Origin of the sequence: Lysinibacillus sp. NPDC096418, from assembly GCF_044762775.1 — a bacterium.
GTDB lineage: Bacteria > Bacillota > Bacilli > Bacillales_A > Planococcaceae > Lysinibacillus.
Genome location: NZ_JBIWEY010000010.1, coordinates 24,388 through 51,373, shown reverse-complemented (window position 1 = coordinate 51,373; position 26,986 = coordinate 24,388). Strand labels below are relative to the sequence as shown.

26 protein-coding genes are annotated in these 26,986 nt (G+C 37.9%); 8 read left to right on the top strand and 18 right to left on the bottom strand.

Translation table 11 applies throughout. The annotated features are described in order from the left end of the window. The first annotated feature begins 180 nt into the window (after nt 1–180). Together ACIQZG_RS10500 and ACIQZG_RS10495 are read left to right on the top strand one after the other, a co-directional pair. Complete coding sequence (locus ACIQZG_RS10500) at nt 181–852, top strand: response regulator transcription factor (protein WP_402755132.1); 672 nt, start codon at nt 181–183, stop codon at nt 850–852. A 77-nt stretch (nt 853–929) separates the two neighbouring features. Continuing rightward, on the top strand, nt 930–2,255 hold the full coding sequence (locus tag ACIQZG_RS10495; protein ID WP_402755131.1) for a HAMP domain-containing sensor histidine kinase: 1,326 nt from the start codon (nt 930–932) through the stop codon (nt 2,253–2,255). A 158-nt stretch (nt 2,256–2,413) separates the two neighbouring features. On the opposite strand, the gene ACIQZG_RS10490 is transcribed toward ACIQZG_RS10495, so the two are convergent. The 11 genes from ACIQZG_RS10490 to ACIQZG_RS10440 all read right to left on the bottom strand — a co-directional run bounded on the left by ACIQZG_RS10490 (nt 2,414) and on the right by ACIQZG_RS10440 (nt 15,263). Then, nucleotides 2,414–6,646 (bottom strand): leucine-rich repeat protein, encoded by a 4,233-nt coding sequence (locus ACIQZG_RS10490; protein WP_402755130.1) that lies wholly within the window; start codon nt 6,644–6,646, stop codon nt 2,414–2,416. Nucleotides 6,647–6,988: 342 nt separating this feature from the next. Continuing rightward, complete coding sequence (locus ACIQZG_RS10485) at nt 6,989–7,711, bottom strand: amino acid ABC transporter ATP-binding protein (RefSeq protein ID WP_402755129.1); 723 nt, start codon at nt 7,709–7,711, stop codon at nt 6,989–6,991. Next, a complete protein-coding gene (locus ACIQZG_RS10480; protein ID WP_402755128.1) occupies nt 7,704–8,363 on the bottom strand; it encodes an amino acid ABC transporter permease in 660 nt (219 codons plus the stop codon). The genes ACIQZG_RS10485 and ACIQZG_RS10480 overlap by 8 nt, the downstream gene beginning before the upstream one ends. A 46-nt stretch (nt 8,364–8,409) precedes the next feature. Further along, nucleotides 8,410–9,216 carry an ABC transporter substrate-binding protein gene (locus tag ACIQZG_RS10475; RefSeq protein WP_402755127.1) on the bottom strand — a complete coding sequence of 269 codons (807 nt, stop codon included), beginning with the start codon at nt 9,214–9,216 and terminating at the stop codon, nt 8,410–8,412. Nucleotides 9,217–9,496: 280 nt separating this feature from the next. Then, nucleotides 9,497–9,856 carry a Na+/H+ antiporter subunit G gene (locus tag ACIQZG_RS10470; RefSeq protein ID WP_402755126.1) on the bottom strand — a complete coding sequence of 120 codons (360 nt, stop codon included), beginning with the start codon at nt 9,854–9,856 and terminating at the stop codon, nt 9,497–9,499. After that, nucleotides 9,834–10,118 (bottom strand): Na(+)/H(+) antiporter subunit F1, encoded by a 285-nt coding sequence (locus ACIQZG_RS10465; RefSeq protein WP_402755125.1) that lies wholly within the window; start codon nt 10,116–10,118, stop codon nt 9,834–9,836. The genes ACIQZG_RS10470 and ACIQZG_RS10465 overlap by 23 nt, the downstream gene beginning before the upstream one ends. Continuing rightward, on the bottom strand, nt 10,118–10,600 hold the full coding sequence (locus ACIQZG_RS10460; RefSeq protein ID WP_402755124.1) for a Na+/H+ antiporter subunit E: 483 nt from the start codon (nt 10,598–10,600) through the stop codon (nt 10,118–10,120). Before ACIQZG_RS10460 ends, ACIQZG_RS10465 begins: the two co-directional genes overlap by 1 nt. Then, nucleotides 10,600–12,105 carry a Na+/H+ antiporter subunit D gene (locus ACIQZG_RS10455; RefSeq protein WP_402755123.1) on the bottom strand — a complete coding sequence of 502 codons (1,506 nt, stop codon included), beginning with the start codon at nt 12,103–12,105 and terminating at the stop codon, nt 10,600–10,602. Before ACIQZG_RS10455 ends, ACIQZG_RS10460 begins: the two co-directional genes overlap by 1 nt. After that, nucleotides 12,098–12,436, bottom strand: a complete 339-nt coding sequence (locus ACIQZG_RS10450; protein ID WP_402755122.1) for a Na(+)/H(+) antiporter subunit C — start codon at nt 12,434–12,436, stop codon at nt 12,098–12,100. The genes ACIQZG_RS10455 and ACIQZG_RS10450 overlap by 8 nt, the downstream gene beginning before the upstream one ends. A gap of 3 nt (nt 12,437–12,439) precedes the next feature. After that, the gene (locus ACIQZG_RS10445) at nt 12,440–12,862 is read right to left on the bottom strand and encodes a Na(+)/H(+) antiporter subunit B (RefSeq protein WP_402755121.1); all 423 of its coding nucleotides are present in this window, start codon (nt 12,860–12,862) and stop codon (nt 12,440–12,442) included. Further along, the gene (locus tag ACIQZG_RS10440; protein ID WP_402755120.1) at nt 12,852–15,263 is read right to left on the bottom strand and encodes a Na+/H+ antiporter subunit A; all 2,412 of its coding nucleotides are present in this window, start codon (nt 15,261–15,263) and stop codon (nt 12,852–12,854) included. Before ACIQZG_RS10440 ends, ACIQZG_RS10445 begins: the two co-directional genes overlap by 11 nt. 535 nt (nt 15,264–15,798) lie before the next feature. Between ACIQZG_RS10440 and ACIQZG_RS10435 the strand changes: the two genes are divergently transcribed. Next, nucleotides 15,799–16,485: a histidine kinase gene (locus ACIQZG_RS10435; protein WP_402755119.1), complete on the top strand. Its 687-nt coding sequence runs from the start codon at nt 15,799–15,801 to the stop codon at nt 16,483–16,485. 122 nt (nt 16,486–16,607) lie between these two features. Here the strand turns inward: ACIQZG_RS10435 and ACIQZG_RS10430 are convergent, their stop codons facing one another. Beyond that, complete coding sequence (locus ACIQZG_RS10430; protein ID WP_402755167.1) at nt 16,608–17,813, bottom strand: MFS transporter; 1,206 nt, start codon at nt 17,811–17,813, stop codon at nt 16,608–16,610. A 101-nt stretch (nt 17,814–17,914) separates the two neighbouring features. Here ACIQZG_RS10430 and ACIQZG_RS10425 point away from each other — a divergent pair, with 101 nt between their 5' ends. Next, the gene (locus tag ACIQZG_RS10425; protein ID WP_402755118.1) at nt 17,915–18,634 is read left to right on the top strand and encodes a YetF domain-containing protein; all 720 of its coding nucleotides are present in this window, start codon (nt 17,915–17,917) and stop codon (nt 18,632–18,634) included. 21 nt (nt 18,635–18,655) lie between these two features. Here the strand turns inward: ACIQZG_RS10425 and ACIQZG_RS10420 are convergent, their stop codons facing one another. Then, on the bottom strand, nt 18,656–19,369 hold the full coding sequence (locus ACIQZG_RS10420) for a CBS domain-containing protein (RefSeq protein WP_402755117.1): 714 nt from the start codon (nt 19,367–19,369) through the stop codon (nt 18,656–18,658). A gap of 353 nt (nt 19,370–19,722) precedes the next feature. Here ACIQZG_RS10420 and ACIQZG_RS10415 point away from each other — a divergent pair, with 353 nt between their 5' ends. From ACIQZG_RS10415 to ACIQZG_RS10405, 3 genes are all read left to right on the top strand, one after another. After that, on the top strand, nt 19,723–20,790 hold the full coding sequence (locus tag ACIQZG_RS10415; protein WP_402755116.1) for a CAP and S-layer homology domain-containing protein: 1,068 nt from the start codon (nt 19,723–19,725) through the stop codon (nt 20,788–20,790). Nucleotides 20,791–21,491: 701 nt separating this feature from the next. Continuing rightward, entirely contained in the window at nt 21,492–22,145 is a 654-nt protein-coding gene (locus ACIQZG_RS10410; RefSeq protein WP_402755115.1) for a saccharopine dehydrogenase family protein, read from the top strand. An 81-nt stretch (nt 22,146–22,226) separates the two neighbouring features. After that, entirely contained in the window at nt 22,227–22,592 is a 366-nt protein-coding gene (locus ACIQZG_RS10405; RefSeq protein ID WP_402755114.1) for a hypothetical protein, read from the top strand. Between the two features lie 207 nt (nt 22,593–22,799). Here the strand turns inward: ACIQZG_RS10405 and ACIQZG_RS10400 are convergent, their stop codons facing one another. The 5 genes from ACIQZG_RS10400 to ACIQZG_RS10380 all read right to left on the bottom strand — a co-directional run bounded on the left by ACIQZG_RS10400 (nt 22,800) and on the right by ACIQZG_RS10380 (nt 26,196). Further along, a complete protein-coding gene (locus ACIQZG_RS10400; RefSeq protein WP_402755113.1) occupies nt 22,800–23,582 on the bottom strand; it encodes an ABC transporter permease in 783 nt (260 codons plus the stop codon). Beyond that, nucleotides 23,579–24,472, bottom strand: a complete 894-nt coding sequence (locus tag ACIQZG_RS10395) for an ABC transporter ATP-binding protein (protein WP_402755112.1) — start codon at nt 24,470–24,472, stop codon at nt 23,579–23,581. Before ACIQZG_RS10395 ends, ACIQZG_RS10400 begins: the two co-directional genes overlap by 4 nt. Then, nucleotides 24,469–24,672, bottom strand: coding sequence for a PLDc N-terminal domain-containing protein (locus ACIQZG_RS10390; RefSeq protein ID WP_402755111.1), 204 nt, complete (start codon nt 24,670–24,672; stop codon nt 24,469–24,471). The genes ACIQZG_RS10395 and ACIQZG_RS10390 overlap by 4 nt, the downstream gene beginning before the upstream one ends. 124 nt (nt 24,673–24,796) lie before the next feature. Next, nucleotides 24,797–25,228, bottom strand: coding sequence for a protein-tyrosine phosphatase family protein (locus ACIQZG_RS10385; protein WP_402755110.1), 432 nt, complete (start codon nt 25,226–25,228; stop codon nt 24,797–24,799). A gap of 20 nt (nt 25,229–25,248) precedes the next feature. After that, nucleotides 25,249–26,196 carry a carbohydrate kinase family protein gene (locus ACIQZG_RS10380; protein ID WP_402755109.1) on the bottom strand — a complete coding sequence of 316 codons (948 nt, stop codon included), beginning with the start codon at nt 26,194–26,196 and terminating at the stop codon, nt 25,249–25,251. Between the two features lie 222 nt (nt 26,197–26,418). Here ACIQZG_RS10380 and ACIQZG_RS10375 point away from each other — a divergent pair, with 222 nt between their 5' ends. Then, nucleotides 26,419–26,982, top strand: a complete 564-nt coding sequence (locus ACIQZG_RS10375) for a GNAT family N-acetyltransferase (protein WP_402755108.1) — start codon at nt 26,419–26,421, stop codon at nt 26,980–26,982. The last annotated feature ends 4 nt before the right edge of the window (nt 26,983–26,986 follow it).

The following is a 26,986-nucleotide window of genomic DNA, read 5'->3' as shown; positions in this document are numbered from 1 at the left end:
GTAGAAATCTTAATGAAATCTTAATGGATTTTCAGATACTTTTTTTTACACTTTCTACGCTTGCTTAGTTACAAGAATCATTTAATTGGCGCATTTACACATTCTCTCTATCCATGCTACGATTGGGACATTCTTATTCATATGGAGTGTGACGATTCAACGATGGAACGAATTCTTGTTGTGGATGACGAACCGCAAATTCGTCAATTAATTCGCCTACATATCGAACAGGCTGGTATGAAAGTGGTTGAGGCTGATTCGGGGCGACTGGCGATTGAGCAACTTCAAGCGCAGTACATCGATTTGATGATTTTGGATTTAATGATGGACGATGTAAATGGTTTTGAGGTACTAAACTATATACAAGATCATAGATTAGAAACATTAATTATCGTGCTTAGCGCTCGGCGGGAGGAGCAAGACAAAATCCTCACACTTGGCTTGGGTGCTGATGATTATGTTGCCAAGCCTTTTAGTCCGTTGGAACTTACTGCACGTGTACAAGCCCATCTTAGAAGACACCATTTCAAATCTCCTCAAAAAACTGCCGGTATTCGACTGAACAATCTATTACTTGATGTAGACAATTACGAACTACTTAATGATGGTAAGCAGCACACTTTAACCCCTATAGAATGCCAGCTACTAAGATTCTTTATGCTCAATCCCGATCGTGTCATGACAAAGAGGGAAATCTACCAGCAAGTCTGGCAACATGACCGTTATGATGATAATAACTTGAGCGTATTCATTAATCGATTGCGTAAACTTTTAGAAAATAATGACCCTGCCTCTTGGAAACTACTCACCGTCCGTGGTGTTGGTTATTGGTTGACGAGGGGCCGTCTATGAAAATGCGAACTAAATTATGGCTTCTCACCATACTCAGCATCATCCTAAGTATGGTAATCTTTATCGTTCTCTCCACCTTGATAGGGAAGAAAGGCTATGCACTGCAACAATTGGATCCGATCGCTCATTCGATACTGAAGGAAATCCAAGAGCAAACTGATTTCAGTGCCGAACAGGTAAAACCAATTTTGGAGCAGGTGCATGCGGACCACAAAGCATTACGCTTTGAATTGATTGATGCCGAGGGTAAGTCGATTTATGACACTTCTGGCCAAATGAAATCCTATCATTTCAAAGAATTGGCTGATCGTATGATTGATATGCCTACAAATCTATTACGCGACACGCAAGAAATGGTTTTTGTCAATTCAGCAAACAAAGATGGCCAATCTTATTATTTATTGATGAGCGTGCCAAATGAAGTAATGAAACAGGGGGAAATCTATTTCATTATCCGCTCCAATAAGTCCCTCCTTTCATTAATCATACCTATATTAATTTCTTTTTCGATTCCATACTTACTCTCCCTATGGCTCTTTTCAACAATGAATAAACGTATTCGTACATTAAATACAGCACTCAATCAATTCAACATTCAAGGTAATGACTTGGAGTTAAAGGTCTCGTCTAAAGATGAAATCGGCCAGCTTACCCAGCACTATAATTCTATGACACAAAGAATACATGCCCAATTCGATGAAATTCAGCTGTTCGAAAATAAACGCAAAGTGTTGTTAGCCAATCTATCGCATGATTTACGAACACCACTGACCATGCTACTCGGCTATGCGGAAACGATACGTGCGGGGCAATATCAAGATGAAAAAGAGTTACAAGAAAACGCCAAAGTCATTCTTCAACGTTCCCGATATATGGACAGACTACTAGATCAACTGCTGGATATCTCTCGCAAAGATTACTATAAATCAGAAATTACTATCTCCACTTGCAACTTATCTGAGCTCATTCGTAAAATCATCGCTGGTTACATTACAATCTTAGATAGTCAAGAATTCACTTTCGAAATAGATATTCCCAATGAAGATTATTTTATGAATATCGATGCATCATTAATCGAAAGAGTAGTACATAATTTAATCGACAATGCGATACGTTATGGAAAGGATGGGTGTTTCCTTGGAATCGGGTTATCAAAAGATGAATATCATGTATACATTTCGGTGAGAGATAAAGGCAAAGGCATTGCCCCTAATCATCAGGATCTTATTTTCGAGCGATTTCATCGAGTCGATGATGGGAGAGAAGGTGAGGGCTTAGGCATCGGTCTTTCCATCGTCAAAGATGTCATCGAGGCTCATCAAGGCAGTGTACAGTTAGCAAGCACGCCGTATGTAGAGACCGTTTTTCAAATAACATTACCAAATGAGATATCGTATATTTAGATTGCTGATAAAAATCAAAAATCGACGGACATTTTTAAATCAATGAGCTTTTAATCAAATATCATCCTTGACTTTTGGCGACGAGCCTATTTTTATTGTTACGGAACTAAAAAAATCCAACAACGACTCTTGAGAACAGTCATTGTTGGAGTTAATCATTATTTGTTAAGTGCTCTGTATAAAAATGCTGCGAATTGTGCACGGGTTACTGGTTCTTCTGGTTTGAAGTCACCATCGTCACCGAGCGCAATGCCGTTTGCAGCGAGGATGACAATATAATTGTGTGCCCAGTGTGTAGAAGGGACATCTTTGAATGTTTGTGTATCTGTTGATGTTAGGTCAAATGCCAACACGATTACTTTTGCCATTTGCGCACGTGTCATATTGGCGTTTGGATTGAAATTCCCGTTATTCCCTTCGAAGATGCCTGCTTGTTGGACTTGTTTGATGGCCTCATAATATGGATGATTTGTTGGGACATCGGTAAATCCAGTACCATCTTTATTTGGCTCTAACTGTAAGGCACGTGTAAGCATTAATGCTACATGCTGACGCGTGATGGGTTCATTTGGTCTAAATGTCCCGTCTGGATAACCTGTGATGATACCACGACCTGCGATATTTTCAATCATCTCCTGTGCCCAGTTAGACGAGAGGTCTGTAAATGTAAGGGTAGGCTTTTTTACTGGTTTTTCTTCTTTCGGTGTTGATTTTACTGGTCCTGGACTTGGTGTTGGGTCTACTGGTTTTGGTCCTGGACTCGGCGGCGGATCTGCTGGTCTTGGTCCTGGATCGATGGGTGGAGTAATCGGAATAGTGCTCCACTGGGCATATAAGATGAGATTCTCTGTTCCCATTGGGAAGGTAGTACCTGGTGTGTACGAATCACCACTTCCATCTGCCTTCGTATCCCAACCGATAAAAGTATGGCCTGTTTTCACTAGAGTTCCCGTATTACCCGCTGCTTTGACAGTCGCTCCTTCTTCATAAGGGCTGCTGACTGGGACACTTCCTCCTGTATTTCCGTTGCCGTCATATGTGACCGTGTGTGTCGGCTTTGTTGTCCACTGGGCATATAAGGTCAAATCCCCTGATTCCGTTGGGAAAGTAGTACCCACTGTGTACGGTATACCTGTTCCATCTGCTTTCGTATTCCAACCGATAAAAGTATGGCCTACTTTCACTAAAGTCCCTGTATTATCTGCTACTGTGACCTTGGCTCCTTCTTCATACGTACTGCTGACTGGGACACTTCCTCCTGTATTTCCGTTACCGTCATACGTGACCGCGTATATTGGGCTTACTGTCCACTGGGCAAATAAGATGAGATTCCCTGATTCCATTGGGAAAGTAGCACCCACTGTGTACGGTGTACCTATTCCATCTGCTTTCGTATTCCAACCGGTAAAGCTATGGCCCGTTTTCACTAGAGTTCCCGTATTTCCCGCTGCTTTGACAGTCGCTCCTTCTTCATAAGAGCTGCTGACGGGGACACTTCCTCCTGTATTTCCGTTGCCGTCATATGTGACCGTGTGTGTTGGCTTTGTTGTCCACTGGGCATATAAGGTCAAATCCCCTGATTCCGTTGGGAAAGTAGTACCCACTGTGTACGGTGTACCTGTTCCATCTGCTTTCGTATTCCAACCGATAAAAGTATGGCCTACTTTCACTAAAGTCCCCGTATTACCTGCTACTGTGACCGTGGCTCCTTCTTCATACGTACCACTTACTGGAACACTTCCTCCAGTACTTTCGTTGCCATCATATGTGACCGTGTATGATAGCTTGGGTGCACTATATTTACCATGAATCGTCATAGATTCTGTTACTTTCCCATCCCAAGGAGTAGTAAATTCATTATCTGTGAACCAACCTAGAAAATTGCTAAACTTGTGTATTTGATTTAAAAAGGGTTTGGAATTTTCACCAGGTATCGGACCTCTAAAGATTACTTTAACTAACTGATTTTCATAAAACGCAGCCCATCCTATACTTGTCACACTACTTGGGATTTCCACGCTCGTTAGATGATTTTTCTGAAACGCAAAGTCACCTATATTTGTCACACTATCTCCTAGTTTCAAGCTCGTTAACTGATTTTCATAAAACGCAAGCCATCCTATACTTGTCACACTATTTGGGATTACAAGGCTCGTTAGCTGATTATTTTCAAATGCACCATTCCCAATATTTGTTACATCATTTGGCATTTCCACACTTGTTAACTGATTATTTTTAAACGCGCTCCTCCCTATAACTGTAACACTATTCGGGATTTTCACGCTCGTTAGTTGATTATTTTCAAATATGCCCTCCGGTATTGCTGTCATACTATTTGGGATTTCCACGCTCTTTAGATGATTATTTTTAAATATGCCATACCCTACCGTTTTCATACTATTTCCGAGTGTCACGCTTGTTAGTTGATTATTTCCAAACGCGCTATTCCCTATAACTGTCACACTATTCGGGATTTTCACGCTCGTTAGTTGATTATTTTCAAATATAGCCTCCGGTATTACTGTCATACTATTTGGAATTTCCACGCTCGTTAAATGATTTTTTGCAAACGCTTCTGGTCCTATATCTATTACACTATTTGGAATTACGATGCTTGTTAACCGATTATTTTCAAACGCACCCCATTCTATATTTGTCACACTATTTGGGATTACAAGGCTCGTTAGCAGATTATTTTCAAACGCACCTCCTCCTATATTTGTCACACTATTTGGGATTACGATGCTCGTTAGCTGATTATTCCAAAACGCGTTAGAGCCTATCGTTGTCACACTATCTCCAATTATCACGCTCTTTAGCTCATTATCTGCAAACGCAAAGTGACCTATATCTGTCACACCATCTCCGATTATCACGTCCATTAACTTATTATTTTTAAACGCTTGTAAGCCTATATTTATCACACTATTTGGGATTTTCACGCTCGTTAGCTCATTATCTGCAAACACTGCATTCCCTATCGTTTTCACACTATCTCCAATTATCACGCTCGTTAGTTGATTTTTTGCAAACGCTGACAAGTGTATATCTGTCACACTATCTCCAATTATCACGCTTGTTAACTTATTATTCTCAAACGCTGCGTCCAATACTTTTATCACACCGTTCGGAATTTCCAAACTTTTTAGTTGATTGTTGGTAAACGCGGTTATCCCTATTGATGTCACACTATTTGGGATTTCCACGTTTGTTAGTTGATTGTTCGCAAACGCGCTATTCCCTATAACTGTCACATTATTTGGGATTTTTACGCTCGTTAGTTGATTATTTTCAAATATGCCATCCGGTAATATTGTCATACTTTTTGGGATTTCCACGCTAGTTAGCCGATTATTTTTAAATATGCCATACCCTATCGTTGTCATACTATCTCCGAGTGTCACGCTCGTTAGCAGATTTTCAGCAAACGCAATTCCTTCTATATTTGTCACACTATTTGGGATTACGATACTCGTTAACTGATTATTTTTAAACGCGCCTGATTTTATCGTTGTCACACTATCTCCAAGTGTCACGCTCGTTAGCTGATTTTCAGCAAACGCACCTTCTCCTATACTTGTCACACTATCCCCGATTTCCACGCTCGTTAGCTTATTTTGAGAAAACGCAATAGCCCCTATCGTCGTTACACTATCTCCCAGTCTCACGCTCGTTAACTGATTTGAATAAAACGCAGTTTCCTCTATGTTTTTCACACTACTTGGAATTTCTATACTCTTTAGCTGATTTTTTGCAAATGCGCTCCTCCCTATCACTGTTACACTATCTCCCAGTCTCACGCTCATTAACTTATTTCCAAAAAATACATGTTCATCTATATATGTCAAACTATTTGGGATTTCCACGCTCGTTAGTTGATTATTCGAAAACGCACCATTCCCTATCGTTGTCACACTATCCCCGATTTCCACGCTCGTTAGACTATTACCAACAAACGCAGATTTCCCTATCGATTTCACACTATTTGGGATTACCACACTCGTTAGCCGATTAGTATGGAAAGCATCATTTCCTATCGATGTAACGCTACCTCCCATTGTCACACTCGTTAGATTATTATCAAAAAACGCTTTATCTCCTATCGCTGTCACACTATTTGGGATTTCTACGCTCGTTAGGTACTTATGACCAAACGAATAATCCCCAATCTTTGTAACAGTTTTCCCACCGATTGTCTCTGGAATAATTACGTCTTTTGCTCCACCCCGATAATGATTAATAGTTACTGTACCATCCCCATTATCCCCCGTTTCGAAATCACTTTCTGCTACTGGTGCTGCATAGCTTATGCATGGATTGATGATGAGCAGCACACACATCCAAATCGATAACTGTATCTTTGACGTACTTCTTGCATGTTTTCTTTTCATACGTTCCATATCATCTCCTTTCCAACCTAAATGTTTCCTACTTCGTTTTTCCTGTTAATCTCGTTTTTAAAATATGAAACAAATTTTTTACGCCTTACTGTTACTTATTTTTCTCGCAATACTGTGGCATACTAATCTTTTTCTATTCATATCACTTTCGTTTAAAACTGCCACCTTTGCAATAAATATAGCTTTCTATAAGTTTATGTTAATTTCACTCGACTTTTCTTAATGAAACCTTAATGAATCTGCATAGTGTTGAAAAATAAATTTATCAACACACAAAATAGAAAAATAAAAATGCATGCAGCGACCTCAAAAAGGTTACTTCATGCATTTTACTTATAACACTTTCTCTAAGAAATCCTTTGCACGCTGCGTTGCTGGTGCCGAGAAGAATTCCGCTGGCGATGCATCCTCAATCAACTTACCACCATCTAGGAATAAAATACGGTCTGCAACTTCACGTGCAAAGCCCATCTCATGTGTGACGATTAACATTGTCATACCAGAGTCTGCTAAGTTTTTCATAACCGCTAAAACCTCTTTTACCATCTCAGGGTCAAGTGCTGAGGTCGGTTCATCAAAAAGCATCACTTTCGGATCCATCGCAAGTGCACGTGCAATTGCAACACGCTGCTTTTGACCACCAGAAAGACGATTTGGATACTCATTACGTTTTTCAAAAAGGCCAACTTTCGTTAATAGCTCTTCAGCCTTTTTTATCGCAGCTACTTTATCCATACCTTTGACGTTAATTGGTGCATACGTTAAATTTTCCAACACTGTTTTATGCGGGAACAAGTGAAAATGCTGAAACACCATGCCGACATCCTCACGCACCTTCATAATATCAGTTCCTTTGTCCGTTAAAATAGCGTCGCCAATTTTCACTTCGCCACTTGTCGGCTGTTCTAGTAAATTTAAACAACGGAGAAACGTTGACTTACCAGAGCCTGAAGGGCCAATAATAGCGATTACTTCTTTTTCTTTAATTTCATTTGATATGCCTTTTAGGACCTCATTTTGTCCATATGATTTGTGTAAATCCGTAACTTTAATCACTTTTTCTCATTCCTTTCTCGATTTTCTTACCAAGGAACGTTAAAATAAGCGTCATAATATAGTAGATTAAACCTGCAATCAGTAATGGTTCAAGGTAACGATACGTAGCACCACCTACAATATACGCACGGCGCATAATATCGAGTGCACTAATAACTGTCACGACAGCTGTTTCTTTATTTAAGGTGATAAATTCATTCACTAAAGATGGTAAAATATTTTTCACTGCCTGTGGAATGATAATATCTTTCATCATTTTTGCATAAGGAATACCAAGCGCTAAGGCTGCTTCTTGTTGCCCTTTATCTACGGCATTAATCCCGCCACGAATGATTTCAGAAATATAGGCTGCGGAATTTAAACCAAACGCAATAATCGCTGTCGGTACAGGTTCAATTTGAATATCAAGTAACTGTGGTACTGCAAAGTAAATAATCAATAACTGAAGTACAAGCGGTGTACCACGGAAAATTGACGTATACACATCAGCAAACAAGCGGAGGACTGTAATTTTCCCGATTTTGCATAATGCTAATAAAATACCAAATATAAACCCAATGATTGATGCACCAATTGCAATTTGAAGTGTAACACCTATTCCTTTTAATATATAAGGAATAGAGGGAATTACATCTGTAAAATCAAGATTCACAGTGTATCCCTCCTTTCTCATTTCTTCTTATTCAATTTCACTGAAGTTATTCTGCTGATTGAAGCCACTTTTCTTCAAGCTCTTTAATTTTTCCTTCTTCAATTAACTCTTTTAAAGCTTTGTCAATTTGGGCTTTCAATTCACTACCCTCAGCTACTGCGATTGCTTTATAGTCTGCTACTTGTTCTTTTATAGGCAATGCTATTAATTTATCATTCTTTTTCACATAACCTTCAGCTACGCCACTTTCGACGATGGCTGCATCTATACGTTTGGCCATCATATCTTGTACGATTTCAGGAACACGCGTACGACTTTCGTTTTTGAAATCAATTGTTTTCGCCATTTCTTTTGCCATTTCTTCTTGAATAGAAGCCGTTTGTACACCAACTATTTTACCTGCTAAATCAGCTGATGATTTAATACCACTATCTTTTTTCACAATAAGAACTTGTCGCGTTTCATTGTATGGCTTTGAGAAATCGACTACTTTTTCACGTTCTTTATTTGGGCTCATCCCAGAAATAACGAAGTCAAGTTTGCCCGCTTGTAATGCTGGTACTAAACTGTTGAAATCCATATCTTGAATTTTTACATCAAATCCCAATTTTTCACCGATCATGTAAGCTAGATCGATGTCATAACCGATAATCTCTTCACCTTTTGCAGAATCTACGAATTCGAATGGTTTATAGTCTGCTGATGTACCCATTATTAAAACTTTTTTATCGCCTTCATTATCTGAATCAATGTTTGAACCTGAATCAGCACTTGAGCCTGAATCCTTTGTGCCACAAGCTGCAAGAATACCAATGACAAACACAAGCATAAGCATAAATAATTTGTTCTTCATGTTGAAACTCCCCTTTTATATGATATTTTTATGATGAATGAAACATCTATTTTCTGAAAAAAGCGGTTTGGATATTTATTCACTATTGATAATAAATATTCTATCTACTATTTAAGATATACTCTTTTAAAATACATTTCAAGTAATATTCTAAATTTTTTAAAGGAAATACATTACACATAATATTCAGAATAATTAATTTAAAATCACTTAGCTGCAATATTTCCACAATTACACTTGCGAAAAAAACAGATCTCCGTAAAAGGAAATCTGTTTTATATTATTCTTCACCTGGAAATAGTTTTTGCTTGAGTTCATCCTCGCCAGAACCTTCAGCTAACGGTACACGTGAACGGTAAGCAGCCCGGCAAATCAAGTGCCCAGCTACTGGTGCCGTTACAAATACGAATAATATGCCCAAAATTAAACGTACACTAACATAACCATCATGCACCCAAAAATAAATAAATGCTCCGAGCAAGCACGTCAACACCGACAAAGTTGAGCTTTTCGTCGCTGCATGGGAACGTGTATATACATCCGGTAAACGAATCATTCCAAATGCACTAATAACACTAACAATTGAGCCAATTAATATGAGGATGACAGCTGCCAATTCAATCATTTGATTTACGTTCAACAATCACACCTCTTTCGATATATTTCGTAAAGGCAATTGTCCCTATAAACGCTAAAATACCAAGAATCAAGATCGCTTCTAAATATGCCTTCGTTTTTAATACAATCGACACAATCGCGATTGCCGATAATAAGTTAATACCAATTGTATCAAGTGCGATCGCGCGGTCTGGCATTGATGGCCCTCGGATTACTCGATATAAGGACAGTGCAATCGACACACTAAAAAGTGCAAGTGCCAGTAGCAAAATTTTATCAATCATTAGCGTGTCACCTCCATAATTGCCTGTTCAAACTTACCGATGGAACGAATGACGGCATCCTTTGACTCTTCCATATCCATAGCATGTATATAAAACAAGTCGCCCTCTTCAGACACTTCCATCACAACAGAGCCCGGAGTCAACGTCAGCAATAGTGCTAACGCTGTTATTTCCCAATCACCTTTCAGCTCCGTTTTATATGTGAATATACCTGGTGTGATATTTAGTTTCGGTGTCGTAATTTGTTTCAACACACTATAACTCGATAATAGTAGCTCCCAAATAAATAACATCATAAGCTTAAATATTGAAAATACACGCCGCAAGTAAAACTGCGTACCGTAAAAGCGGTGCATCGCATACAAAATACCAATACCCACGATAAAGCCCATTAAAAATGTCGTAAACTTGGGTGTGATTTCATCTTGTAATAAAAGCCAAAGTGCTGCGATAAATAAATTCAAAATAAATTGTCCTGCCACTATTCACTCACCTCGCCTTGCCATGTCTCGCCGTCTAATACTGCATCAATATAAATAGAAGGGTCATAGAGTGTTTCTGCTGCATCTGTGACATACGGCGCCATTAGTTCCGCTCCTGCACCTAAACCAATCGTACAAGCCGCCAGTAACACCAATGGAAGCACAATCCGCTTCGGTAATGGCTTTTCATCTTCCAAACTAATAATTGTTTCACCAAAAAATGACGAAAGAAAAATGCGTAATAGTGAATACAAAACAACTAAGCTTGATAAGAAACCTAATCCTAAAAGAACAAAATTACCGCCTTCAATCGCACCTTGTCCAATTAATATCTTACCTAAGAATCCACTAAGTGGTGGAATTCCAGCAAGAGAGCACATAACGATAAAGAACAGCCACCCAAATAACGGATAGTTTCGAATAAGTCCACTCATTTTATCAATAACGGTTTCACCAGTTACATAAATCATTGTGCCAACTGCTAAAAACAGCATCGCCTTTGCCACCATATCATGCATTAAATAATACGTTACCCCTTGTAACGCAGATTCTGTACCAATGGCAAGACCCGCTACAATAAATCCTACGCCAATTATTACATTATAAGAAGCAATCGTACGCACATCGCGGCCTGCTAATGCACCCAAACAACCTGCAATAATTGTAATAGCAGCCATAACTGCTAATACCGTGTGTGTTACGTCCGTATTATTTGGGAACAATAATGTAAATGTACGTACAAGTGCATAAATACCAACCTTTGTTAAAAGTGCCGCAAATAATGCTGCCACCGCAGTTGGAGGTGCACTATACGAACCTGGTAACCAGAAGAATAATAGAAGTCCCGCCTTTAAACTAAAGACCACTAAGAATATTAGCGCTACTGTTGTAATAAGTGGATCAGCGCCCGCTTCCATTACACGCACTGAAATATGCGCCATATTCAATGTACCAATTGTGCCGTATAAAAAAGCTAGTGCCACAAGAAAAATCCATGATGCTACAACATTAATAAGTACATATTTTAGCGCTTCGCGTAGCTGAATTTTCCCACCGCCAAGGCCAATCAATGCATACGATGCCAATAACATAACCTCAAAGCACACAAATAAATTGAAAATATCGCCCGTTAAAAATGATCCATTGACCCCTGCTACCATCAGTAGTACAAATGGATAAAAATACATTTTTTCATACGGTACACCAATTGTGAAAATCGCATATAACACACAAATAGCCGAAACAATATTCGCCACAAGAACAAGTAATAAGGCAAATGAATCTGCTACAAATAAAATACCAAAAGGCGGTAGCCAACCACTAAAATCAATACGTAGTACACCTTGCATTTGAACTTCATGCAGTAAAACTATGCTGACAATCGCTACAAAGACCAAGGTCACTAAGCTAATAATCCGTTGCAACACAACATGCTCACGTAAAAATACTAATAAAATTGCTGTTATAACGGGTATAATTAAAGGTAAAACAATCATATTACTCATCTGGCGTACCTCTCAATTCATCAAAGTCCCCTGTACCATTTGTTTTATAAGCACGGTAGCCTAGAACAAGCACGAACGCCGTCACTGCAAAGCTAATTACAATTGCTGTTAATATTAACGCCTGTGGCAACGCATCTGTATATGGACCTTCTGATTCACCGATTAATGGCACATCGCCTTTTTTCAGTCCACCCATTGTTAATATAAGCAAATGCGCAGCATGCGATAATACTGCTGTTCCTAAAATTACACGTAATAATTGCTTGGAGAGGATTAAATACGTTCCTACAGCTACTAATACGCCAATTAAAATTAGTATTAAAGACTCCATAGGCTATTCATCCTCACTTATACTTAAAATTATCGTCACTACAACTCCTACAACAGTTAAAGCAACACCTGCTTCAAAAATTGTCACAGTGGAAAAACCCATCTTTCCAAAAACAGGGACTTCCACATAACTAGAAACTTGTGTCAAAAAAGGTGCATCAAAGAAAAGTGAACCAATTGCTGTCCCAGTGGCAAGAAGCACACCTAATGCAGCAACCTTTTTAAAATCAAACGGCATCCCTTTATGCACCGTCTCAATATCATAAGCTAAATACAAAAGGACAATACCCGAAGCAAGGACAAGCCCGCCAATGAACCCACCACCTGGTGCATGATGCCCCGCAAAGAACAAATACACACCCAGCGTTAAAATAATGAATACGACCGCCTTCGCCACGGTACGCAATATCACATCATTAATCTTCATGGTTTGTCTCCTCCTTTCGTGGCTTTAGCTTTATCAGCGTATATACGCCCAAGCCCGCAATAAGAAGTACAACAACTTCGAGCATCGTATCAAATGCACGGAAATCTCCTAATATCGTGTTCACAATATTCGAGCCCCCTGCTAATTCATACGCATCATTAAAATATCTTGATATTGGTTCAAACTTATCGTAATGTACGACGGCTAGGCCAATTAATGTCACTGTTGCCCCAACAAAAATCGAAATCATTGCATTCGACCATTTCACACGTTTTCGCGAATTTTCTGGCATTAAAGCTGGTAAATATTTAAAGCATAGTAAGAACAATGCTGTTGTGATAGATTCTACAACAAGCTGCGTTAATGCTAAATCCGGCGCCCGGAAAATCACGAAGAAAAACGCAATTGAATAACCAAGTACTCCATTTAACAGCACTACTGTAATACGCCCTTTGGCAAACAACATAAAGACAGCTGCGAACATCATGACGAATATTAAAATTAACTCATAAGATTCTACCGCAGAATCCTTAGCAAAATTAAATGCAAATGCATCAGACCAAACGAAGTATCCCGCAATAAGCGCTACAAAAAAAACATAAATGTAAACAAAGTAATGCGTTAAATTCCCTGTCATATATCGATTTGTTAACTTCGCTGAGCTATTTTCACTAAAAGTAATCACGCTATTGTAGTAAGCATTGAATGAATATTTTTGCGTAAACATCCGATATACTGGCTTCCATCTTTTTAGCGTTATAAACAAAATTACACCAACTATTACAACGCCAAACGTCATCAATAACTCTGTATTAATGCCATGCCATGCATAAATATGTGGCGTTAACTCGCTAGCAGATGGGAATGTCGGATAGATACTTGCCATCGCTGGCTCTAAAATATAATGCCCTAAGATATTCGGGAAGAAAAAGATCCCCACTACTAACGTACAAAGCACGAGCGGTGAAATTAACATACCTATCGGTGCTTCATGTGGTTTTTTATCCATCTTATCAGGCTGTAATTTCCCCAAAAACGTTTTTCCAATAAGAATCATACTGTAGACAAAAGTGAAAATACTTGCTACCCATGCGACAACCGGGAATAAAATACCTACATCTGCAATAGAGAACACCTCAACATCACGAATAGCTATTACAGCTGCAAAAAACATCTCCTTACTTAAAAAACCATTAAATGGCGGTAAGCCGGCCATCGATAATCCACCAATAACCGCAATCGTGAATGTTATTGGCATCAGTGCCATTAACCCACCTAAACGACGAATATCACGTGTCCCTACCTCATGATCGACAATACCAACCATCATAAATAGCGCACCTTTAAACGTGGAGTGGTTGACGAGATGAAATAACGCGGCGAAACTTGCTTGCGTATAAATAATAGAACTCTCTGCATAGCCAAAATAATGCCCCACAGAACCTAATCCAAACAAGCTCATAATTAACCCGAGCTGACTAACTGTAGAATATGCTAACAGTGCCTTCAAATCTGTCTGACGCACTGCATTAAATGAGCCCCAAAACAGTGTCACTAAACCGATACCACTTACAAGCCAGAACCATAGTAACTCTCCACCAAATACTGGTGAAAAACGTGCTACAAGGTAAATTCCAGCCTTCACCATTGTTGCTGAATGTAAGTACGCACTAACCGGAGTTGGAGCTTCCATCGCGTCAGGTAACCAAATATGGAATGGAAATTGCGCTGACTTTGTAAATGCACCTAGCAATACAAGGAATAACGCTGGCAAGAATAACGTATGCTCACTTACTGTAGCAACATCTGCAATAATTGCGCGAATGCTAAATGTTCCAGATGCTACATATAGCATTAAAAAGCCAGCAAGCATCGACAGCCCACCGAAGACAGTAATCGTCATTGCTTTGCGTGCACCGGCACGAGATGCTTTACGATGATGCCAAAATGCTATTAATAGGAATGATGAAACACTCGTTAATTCCCAAAACGTATAAAGTACCATCAAATTATCTGAAAAGACGACACCAAGCATAGCGCCCATGAATAGTAATAAATAGCAGTAGAAATGATGAAGTGATTCTTTCGTTGATAAATAAAAAATAGAATATAAAATGACTAAACTACCCACACCCGTAATCAGCAATCCAAAAATCATACTGAGGCCATCTAGGTACGTCGTGAAATTTATATCAAAAGAGGGAATCCACTCATATGTATAAATAAATGTTTTACCAGCAGCAATTTGAGGAATATGCATTGCAAGTAAAAGAAACAATATGATTGGAACGGACAAAACAAACCAGCCAAGATGAATCGGTCGCCTTAGTCGCCTATACAAAAGCGGAATTAGGGCCGCACATACAAATGGCAAAAATATCGCTATTAGAACTGTAACCAAATAAAAACCTCCTACACTCAAATTCTTCTCCGCAACTTTGCCACTGATACGTTCTTTTCTAAAAAATATCAGCAACATTTCGGAGGATTTTAACTTAATTCAGCAGGCGTTTAAACAACTGCTACTGACGCTTCGCTTTCGTGCAAAAACATCTGCTACTGACGCTTCGCTTTCGCGCACAAAACATCTGGTGAATTAAGTTAATAAATCTAACATTTCAAAATTTCCCTGAAATATCGGATTTTTTTAAGACACTTGACTAACTATTTAACTAACTGCATAATAATGTGGCATGTAGGGGGCATTTCCTCTAAATGTACTGTATGCATAAATTAACTAACTAGAAAGCATTGATGTAAACTTGATTTCTCAAGGTTAACCGATATATTGCAAGATAATTTTATACAATTTAAAGTATACATTATAAATATCCATTATGCACTGTAACAGTATTGATTTTAGCTGTTTTAGGATGAATTCCTCAAAAACGAACGAAAAAAAACAAAATTATAATAGGATAAGGGGTGTGATTTTTTTGAAACATGTAAAAGGAAGATTGGACGAAAGTATTTTAGTATGTGTGTATTATGGACAGAATGGTGAACGTTTAATTCGCCGTGGCCAAAAAATTGCATCAATGCTCGATTGTCCACTTTATATTTTATCCGTTGATTCGCAGCCATTCGATACATTCGATGCAGAAAAATCTCGATACATTGAGCAATGGAAGAGTTTATCTGAAGAGCTTGAGGTAGAAAAGTTTATTTTACGAGATAATGAAAAACGTCCTATTCAGAAAGTAATTAGTGATGTAGCAAAAAGTTATGGCATCTCTCAAATTATCGTAGGTCAAAGCGCTCAAAGTCGCTGGGAAGAAATTACGAAAGGTTCATTCTTGAATGTCTTGTTAAAAGAAGTCCCATTTGTTGATTTCCACATCGTTGCCGTGCAACGTCCTACAGAAGAAGAAATCTACGATACATATGAAAAAGGTGTACGTGCGTATTTAGTTAAAGAGAGCAATCACTTTAAAGTAGCATTCACCTGTCCAAAATATGTTTCAATTGAGGGGATTTTCTTTAAAGAAATCGGTACCGATTTCGACAATGGTATTTTCAAATTTACGTACAACGACAAAATGCACGAAGTCCATATTGTTGAGGGTCTCGTTGTCGACGAAAAGCATTTACCTGCAGAATTTTTATCACCACTACAGCAATAAATACAAACACGCCTTTCTATAAAAAGAAGGCGTGTTTTTTTCGTATAACCATCATTTTTAGAATTTAATCCGTCAGTTGAAACATTCTATCCGTCACTTTCCCCGTCTTATCCGTCTAAATCTTACAAAGTAGAGGCTGGCTTATCTTTTGGTAAGAAGAATGCAACTAATAATAATAAAGGTAATAGCGATACCACAATCATTGTAAAATCAATACCTTTATGATCCATTAAGACACCGATCGCAATCGCACCAATTGCCCCCATACCAAAAGCAAAGCCTGTTGTTAAGCCTGCCATCGTACCAATCTTCGTTGGAACAAGCTCCTGTGCGTAAATAACTGTCACCGAGAAGCTAATCATAATAAGAGTTCCAATAATAATTAAAAATATTGTTGCTACCCATAATGGTACATATGGTAACGCTAAACAAAATGGTAACGGGACAACTACAGAAAGTAATATTACATTTTTTCGGCCTATACGATCTGACAATGAACCACCGAAAAATGTCCCTACTACACCAAACGCCATAAATGCAAAAATTAATATTTGTCCAATACGTAAGCTGACATTATAATGATCCATCAAATAAAACACATAGAAATTTGTAATATTCGTAGTATAAAATGATCGGGCAAAAATAATAATAAATAATAATGTTACTGCAATGCCCACTTGCTTTTTTGTCAGTGGAGGCAATGATGAGACTAGAATCCGTTTTTTCTTAGAAGCAAGCTCTTGTTCTAATTGCTCCTTGTACCACTTCGAAATTTTCCCTAATAAGATGATGCCCACTGTTGTAGCCAGTAATACAAGTGCTGCTCCACGTTGGCCATAAACATCCAAAATAAATGCACTAATTAATGGGGCAAGTGCTTGTCCTGAATTACCCCCGACCTGGTAAATGGATTGCGCTAATCCTCTTTTCGATCCTGCAGCCATAAAAGATACACGCGAGCCTTCTGGGTGAAATACTGCTGAGCCAAAACCAAGAAACAATACCGCAACAATTATTATCCAGTACTGTGTCGAAAACGCTAGTATTGCTATTCCAATAAATGAGCTAAACATACCAATTGGTAATGCATAGGGCATTGGTTTTTTATCACTAGCAAAACCTACAACTGGTTGCAGTACAGATGCGAAAATATTTAACACGAATGAAATTAATCCTAGCTGTGTAAAGGTTAATCCTAAATTTCTTTCTAACAAAGGGAACATCGCTGGAATAACCGATTGCATCGTATCGTTTATTAAATGGGCAACCCCTATTGCAATCATAATCGGATACACTGGATTATTAAAATTGGCAGATTGTTTATTCATTGCTGTCATCACACTTTCTTTACTCTACATATTTATTTGTCGCATACTATTTTCCTTTTTGCACAAGCTATATTTCGACAGCATTAAAGGAGTTGATATGTATGGAAAGTTTTTTTCATGCTAACTTTTGGGAAATGATTCTTCGAACGACGCTTTCCTTTTTCGCACTACTAATTTTGGCGCGTATACTTGGTAAAAAACAGCTCGGACAATTGACCTTCTTCCACTACATTACGGGTATTACATTTGGATCTATCGCTTCTGAGATTGCCTCACAAGCTGAAACACCATTTCTAGATGGACTCATCTCGGTGATTTGGTGGAGTGTCTTAACTTATCTAATGACCATCATCACCATAAAGTCAAAAAAAGCGCGTGTCCTTGTCGATGATAAGCCAACCATTGTTATCCAAAACGGCTTATTACTTGAATCTGCATTGAAAAAAAGCCGCCTTCATATGGATGAGCTAACGATGTTACTTAGAGAACAATCCATTTTTTCTGTCCAAGACGTGCAATATGCACTTTTTGAAACAAACGGAAAGCTAAGTGTACTTTCAAAAAAGGCTGAGCAAGCTGCAACAAAACAAGATGTAAAAGCTGATGTTACACCTGCAGCCTATATACCAACAGAAGTTGTATCAGATGGTCAGCTCATCTACGAAAACCTTGTAGAACTTGATCTAACAGAAGATTGGCTTATGAAAAAGTTAAAGAAACAAAATATCCATAATGTTACAGATATCTATTTTGCACAAGTTCAATCGAACGGATCACTCTATATAAGCTTAAAAGACAAAGCGAGACAAGCAAATCCATAATAGCTTGTCTCATTTTTTATGTCAGTCAACTTTCATAATATCAAGTGGTGTAATTATACCAATTAGCTTCTCCTGCGGCTTTCCATGCTCAGTAATTAGCAACGCCTCAAAACGACGACCTCGTTCCACCCCTTGCTTAAAAATTTCCTCCGCCTCATATATCGTTATGTATCTACTAACAAATTTATAATTCACTTTATTTTTTTCATGCAATAAAATATCATGCATTGTCGGAATATGTTTAGGCAGTTGATTGCCTGCCATCGTAGTTGCAAGCCAGTTTGTAATACCTACTGTTGTTACAAGACCCTTAAACTGATCTTTATGATACACAGGAAATTGCGTAAATTTTCGACTTCGAATAACCTTTAGTACATGCTTTAACGAATCTCTTTCTTGGAAAACATGTACTTTTTTACGGAACATTTGCCCAACGAGCGTCGGCTTTGCAAGCGTAGAGTCCATATATTCAATTTTTTCCACAACATCTACATGTGGCTCGGCAATCACATATTCCATCGCCGTTCGATGATGGACAATCGCATTACGCAAATCCGCATAAGAACGTAAATCATCCTCATATTTACGTACTAATACATCCTTCTTCTTCGCCTGATCCACAAGCCGATAAAATGGCATAAAATCCTTTGCACCAATAATATCTCTCAATCGATGATCAATTCGATTAAATGCCGTGAGAAAGCGGTCTGAATTTTGTGTAGCCAATCGCAACACCTACTCCCTTCACATTTTTTCAGATTTATTTGATAAATCACGAGCTATAGCTACATTATATTCTTAAGTTATGTAGATTCCAATAAAAGTTAATACATATATGCCTTTTTATCCAATTAATCTGTATAATGATATAAGGTAATGGCAGAAACAATTTCCGACCAAATAAAAGAAGAGCAAAATAATACAAATTACGCAAAAAAATGTTACAAAGTCTGTTTCTACCATACATCTTATAGCACTAAACACTTAATTTAATATCTTTCAAGACTACTCAAATGTCACAACAAGCGAATTAACAGATATTAAAGAGTTATACACATTTTATAAACATACGAAGTGAGGCGATTAGTTTGAAAATAGTACATAAAGGTTTGTTTACCGCAGCTTTAACTTTATCCCTTATAACACCTGTAGTAATCGCACCGGTCGCACAGGCAAGTAGTGACTTTCAAGATGTGCCTAAAAACCATACCTACTACAAAGAAATTTCTACACTCCAAAAGTCTAACATCCTAAATAGTTATAACAATAACATATTCAAACCAGCAGCAAATATTTCACGTCAGGACGTAGCAGCTTGGCTCAATCGCGCCTTTGATTTAGAGCCAATTCGAGAAGGCATTACTTTTAAGGATGTCCCAAAAACGAGTGCATACTATAATGATATTCAAGCTGTGTACCGTGCGGGTATCGTTGACGGAAATGCCACTGGTAATTTCAACCCCACGTCACCCTTACAACGTGGTCAGATGGCGAAAGTGTTAGTTAATACACTAAAACTCGAGTTATCCCAACAAAGAGTACAATTTTCTGATACAAAGTCACACTGGTCAGCGCCATACGTCCAAACCTTAGTGGAAAGTGGCATTACAACAGGTTATGGTAACGGTTTATTTAAACCTGATGATATGGTGTCCCGCCAGCATTATGCAGTATTTTTGTATAGAGTAATTGAGCTTTTAGAAAATGATAAACCAGTAGAAGATAGCCCGGTTATTGATAATGAAAAAGTGGACGAAACTGAATTGGAAAATTACGTTATTAAATTAGTGAACGAGCATCGTGCAACTCAGGGACTTTCACCTTTAACTAAAAATTCATTACTAACTAATGCAGCAGAGAAGCGAGCAATGGAAATAGTTGACCACTTTAGTCATAACCGCCCGAATGGGGATAAGTATGTGACAGCTGTACAAGAACAAAATTACAATTGGGGATATGCAGCTGAAAATATCGCTAAGTTTTCTACCCAATCGATAACTCAAAAATCTGCAGAAACATTATTTAACATGTGGAAAAATAGCCAAGGCCATAATGCCAATATGTTAAGTAAAGATGCAGAGGATATCGGTATAGGAATCTACATAAATAGTTACGGAGTCCACGGCGTTCAGTTGTTCGGAAAGCAGCTAAACTAACAGTTAGAGACATCATAGTCCTAAAACCTAAGGTATTTTCTAACTTATTGAGACTTACCGAAATTACTAATCTAACTTCTTTAGTAATTCTAATAGTAAAACGCCTGTAACCTTATTTAGGTTACAGGCGTTTTACTATTAGAATACGTTATATTATTAATGGAACATGGCAGTATTTATGTCACTTCTCTTTTGCTCAGATACTGTTCCCCCTTTTTAATAGCCCCAGTCATTCTGTTTTGTATAACATAAAAAACCTCTAAAATTTGGATACTTATGTCAAACTACCTTATAACAATACATCGCTTGATTCTTATTCCATTCCAATTTGCCAATGTGGTAATTATTAGGAAATTCAACACTATCGTTTTATCGATAGTAAACGCTTACATTTACTAGTGTTACGTACATCTTATAGAAACCATAAATTACATAGAATTTCGGTAAAGTTAAATTTACCAGGTATGAATTAAATCTCTTTTCTCAAAGGAAAATTTGGGAGTTATCCTAAATTATGCTATTCTTAACCAAGGAAGAATACTCTTATATGTGAAATAGTTTGCTGGAATTTTTAATATTTTATAAGAGAAGCTTTCCTTTTTTTTATTTTCTTGAACTAAACTAGATAAAAAATAGATGTGAGAAACGGTATAAGAATAACGTGAGTATTTTACTCACCTTTACGATGAGAGGATGAGTAAATGAAAGATAAAATTTTAGTAGTAGGAGGATATGGTCAAGTAGGTAAGATAGTATGCCATAGCCTCTCTCAACTATACTCAGGTAAAGTTATTTGTTCTGGTCGAAATTTTTCAAAAGCAAGGGAATTCTCAATTGAAACAAACGGGGCCATAATTCCTAAACAGCTTGATATTTATACTATTAAACAATCAGATAAAATCTTTAATGATACAGGTCTTGTTATTATGTGCCTAGACCAAAAAGATACACGTTTTGTAGAAATATGTATTGAGAATGAGATAAATTATATAGATATATCTCCCTCATATAAACTATTATCAAAAGTCGAAAAATTAAACGACAAAGCAAAAGAGTTTGGTACGACAATCGTATTAGGTGTCGGTCTGGCACCCGGTTTATCCAATTTATTAGTAAAACAAAGCATAAAACAATTTGATAAAATAAGCTCAGTTGACATGTATCTTATGCTTGGAATTGGCGAAAGACATGGAAGAGATGGAGTCGAATGGTTATTAAACAGCATAAATTCATCCTTCTACGCACTTGAAAACAACTCACCAAAACTAATGAATAGTTTTAGCGATGGTAAAAAAACAAAACTTTCAGAAGAACATGGTTTTAGAACTGCTTATAGATTTGACCTTGCAGATTAACACATTATTCAAAAAACACTTGGAATAGAAACTGTTTCATCTAGATTTTGCTATGATTCTACTTTTGTAACAAAAGAAGTAATGCTATTAAAGAAGGCTGGGATTTTTAATCTGCTGAAAATAGAATTCTTCAAAAGATTTTTTGTAAAACTATTCGAAAGTTTGCTCAATCTTTTTCAAAAACTACATATCGGTACAGATTCTTATGCGATAAAAGCCGAAGTAAAAGGAATGAAGGATGACGAGGAATTTATTCTTCACACCTCCCTCTCAGGAAACAATAATACTGAGATAACAGGAGAAGTTGCCTCAATAATTGGCGAAAAGTTAGTTAGCAACAATTATCCTGTTGGCGTACATTTTATTGAACAACTCTTCGGATTAGATGAAATTTATCCAATTTTATCAAAAAAGATAACACTTAACTTTGAAAACTACAAAGAATAGAAACCTATCACTATATTAATATCCAAATCTAGCTCGAACGGTGAGTACCTATAAATGCCATACACAATGTAGTTACCATTAAAGCTAAGTGGGCATCATTCCGCTGACTAAACATTATGGTCTTTAATCTAGAAGAATTCCATTGTCGGTGTGCGCCACTTCCTGTATATCTAGAAAAAGACGGAGCAAATTTATTTTGCTCCGTCTTTATACTTTCGCCATAGCTGCATTTTTTTTCATTGCAAAAGTACCTATGACAATACAAATTATTAGTAATACTATAGTCAATGCGATGCTCCACCAATAGTCCGGCGTCTCCATTGTTTCACGAATAAGTTGAACACCATACGCAGGTAATTTCCATGGAGACACTGGCCAGAATGTACCCACAACTGCATCCACAATCTGCCCCACAAAAATAATAACAAATGTACAAGCAGTCGCTACACTAGTTTTAAAAGCTGCACTCATTAGTAATGTTATCGATATTACAAATAATAGCCACATGAAATATGTTGCAAAACTGGCTAAAAGCATCGTCACTTCGAATTTCCCATATAAAATAATTGTATAGTAAACACTTGCCGCAAAGCCTGCCACAATACTCATTAGCCCAACAGCACCCATCACGACAAATTTACTCATAAAATATGCCACAAACGAAATTGGGCGTACATATAAAAGAGTCGCCATACCATTTGCTCGCTCTTTACTTATCACTCCTACAAAAGCAGCTATTAACACAAGTAAACCAATTGTTTGAAACTGCCCAATTGACGCTTGCAATAAATCTGCTGGTGCAAGTTCTGGCATTGAGATTGCAAAGCCCTCTGGTAAATTACCTACAGCATTTAAAATATCCATCATATAATAGTTTGTTAATGGGTCACTCATGCCAAGCAGTGCAAAGACTAGTGGAATCCATAGAAACTTCCAACTTCGCCATGCCTCACGAAATTCCTTCAGAAGGAGTACGTTAAATTCACTCATGTCCTTTTCGCCACCTTCATAAAAATTTCTTCAAGTGAAGCAGTTTTGCGCTCTACCTTTCGTATTGTAAACGTTGATGCACTTAGTCGCTCTAATAGCTGCTGCATATTCAAATTCTCCTCATGAATATCTACATATGTGTAACAGCCTTCTGCCTTTACAAACTGCTCATACTGACTAGCAAATAGTCTCGCTTCCTCTTCAGAACCAAATTCAACTACATACATTGGCTCATCAAAGCGCTGACGTACATCACGTAAAGTCCCCTGCTCTACAAGCTTACCATTTCGTAAAAACAATAGCTGATCTGTCATTTCCTCTGCATCATTTAAAATATGTGTAGAATACAAAATCGTCGTCTCTTGCTGTAAACCTTTCAGCAAGTTCAGTACTTCTCTTCGTCCAACTGGATCGAGCGCGGATACTGGTTCATCTAGCAATAGTAACTTAGGCTTATGCACTATTGCCTGGGAAATACCTAGTCGTTGCTTCATACCGCCAGAAAATGTAGCAATTTTCTTATGCAACGCATCTTCTAAGCCCACAAATTCTAATGTTTTTTGTGCCTCTAATTTTGCTTTTTTTGCAGGTACACCATTTAATCTTGCAGCCATTTCTACAAACTCTAGTGCACTTAACCACGGCTGAAATTGTGGATATTGTGGTAAAAAACCGATATTTTCACGCAAGTCTCCACCTACCATTTTCACACTACCTGCCGTAGGTTTTAATAAACCTATTAACATTGATAATGTGGTCGTTTTGCCAGCCCCATTCGGTCCAATAAGTGCTGTTGATGTATGTTCTTCAAGTTTAAAATCCAATGCATCTACAACGGTCTTGTCTGCATATTGTTTTGTAAGTCCTTTCACCTCTAGCAAAGTTGTCATGTTTGTTTTCTCCCCACTATGAAATATGCAATCGGTCCAAACAAACTAACGAATAAAATGATAAATACCCATAAAATCTTCGGGCCGTTCGTTGCATGGATTTTACGTAAATCAACAAGCGCCACAATTACTAAAATGAATTGAACCACAAGTAGTGGCGCAATGACTGCCCATGGAACCGCTGATAATTCCTCCATCATACAAAACACCTCGTTTTTTTGTTATAACATAACTATAACAAAAATTGTTCTAATATGTATATACCAATTTTTCGACAAAAAAATACGACAGCTAGAGTAAATCGTTCTAACTGTCGCATTCTATTTATTTATACAATTTTTGCAAAGCTGTTGCCATATTCGGACGAATTGTCACTTGTGGACGAGCTTCCTTCACAGCTGACTGTGCTTCCTCTAAAGAATCAGATAATTCAAGCTCCATTAATACAGCCGTCGCTGCAACACCAGCACGACCTCCGCCACTACCACAATGGAAGTACACTTTTTTCCCTTCATGATAAGCAGCTGTAATTTCTTTTGCCACCTTGTCAATCGAAGTAGCCACAGCTAAATCCTCATCTGCAATAGGAAGATGCTTGTACAGATAGCGGAGTTCTTTCTGTTCTGCATCAGTTAAGCCATTCACACGTACATCAATAACAACATCTACTGCTTCATTGTCAAAAGCAGCTTCCGCGTCCTTGACGCCCCCAAAATATAATCGATCTTTCACTAAAACATCATAGTTTCTCTCCATCATTGGCACCCCCCGCACTATTATCGTAACAAATGTTTAATATCCTCGTAATACGGAAGAGCTGTTAATGCCCCTGCTTTTGTAGCTGCCATAGCGCCTAACTTGTTACCAAAACTTACACATCGCACTAGCTCGGCCTCTGTCGTCGGTAAACCGTTGTAATGTATGTCACGTAATACACCTGCCATGAATGCATCCCCAGCACCTGTTGTATCGACTGGTACGACTTTTTCTGTCGGTACATGTACTACCTCGCCGTTTAAAACTGCATAGGTACCATCTTCGCCAACTGTCACGAGAATAATAGGTACTAATAAGCTGTCTAATTTCTTAATTCCCTCTTCTAATGTAGTCGCTTCTGTTAAGAAAAATAATTCTTCATCCGTTACTTTTAAGATGTCTACGTCCTCAAAGAAAGATATAATTGTTTCTCTACAAACTTCCTCACTGCTCCAACGTAGTGGACGAATATTAGCATCCATTGCAATAATAACACCCTTCTCCTTCGCCATTTCAACAGCAGCACGTGTTGTTTCCAGTGCCGTTGGATGGAACATTGTGCCTGAGCACACATTTAGTAGAGATGCTTGTTTAAACGCAGCCTCATTTAATTGCAGGGCAGTTACTTGTAAATCCGGTGTCTCATCAACATAATCTTTAAAAATACGCTCGCAAGCCTCTGTTAAATGTACATATACTCCACTAACTCGTTTTACAGGGTCAAATACAGCATAATCCATGTTAACTCCTTCTTTAGCCAGCTCATCACGTACAAATTGAGATGTTTCGTCATCTCCTGTAATTGTAATTAATGCAGATGGTGCTCCAATACGGCTAATACCGGCAGCCACGTTTACTGTTGCCCCACCCATATATTTAGTAAAAGATGTGTTCGTCACATCGTCTGCGATATAGTCAATAAAGGCATCTCCATAAACTAATATCAAATCTTTATCTTTCTTTGTCATTATAGTACCTCCGGAAGTCTGTTCAATCCTAGATTAACATGAAGCTTCACTGCATATCAAATTCGTACCAAATATTTTGTTAGCTATATCTTTTAATGCAAAATTTCAATTCATTTGTTAATTGAATCTCATTGAAATTTCATATTTCTGAATACTAACGAAAACTAATGTAACTAACTCATTTCTGCTATACTTTCCTATAGAAAAGGAGGGATCTTGATTATGAGTATTACAATTCGACAAGCGCAACCACAGGATGCCCAAGCAGTTGTACCATTAATTATCGATGCCATTGGTGATATTGCTAATCGTTTAACAGGCGAACAAGAACCAAAAGCTATTGAACGTGAGCTTGCAGTCCTATTCAAACGTGAAGATAATCGCCATTCTTATTTAAATACATTCGTTGCTGTCCTGGACGAAAAAATATTAGGGATTCTCGTTTACTATAACGGTGAAGAAGTTATAGAAATGGATGCCAACTTGGTGAAATGGCTATCTGCAAAAAATGCGCCAAACATTATCATTGATAAAGAAGCACACGAAGATGAATACTATATTGACACTATTTGTGTTGCCCCTGAAGCTCGCGGTAAGGGCATCGGTACATTATTATTACAATTTGCGATTGATCAAACAAAAGAGCGAGGCTTTAGCAAATTGTCGTTAAATGTTGAGACAAAAAAAGAACAAGCGATTCGTCTTTATGAGCGCACAGGTTTTATTATTACAGAACCTTGGTCGATCATAGACGAACCATTTCATCATATGGTGAAAGAAATTTAGGATG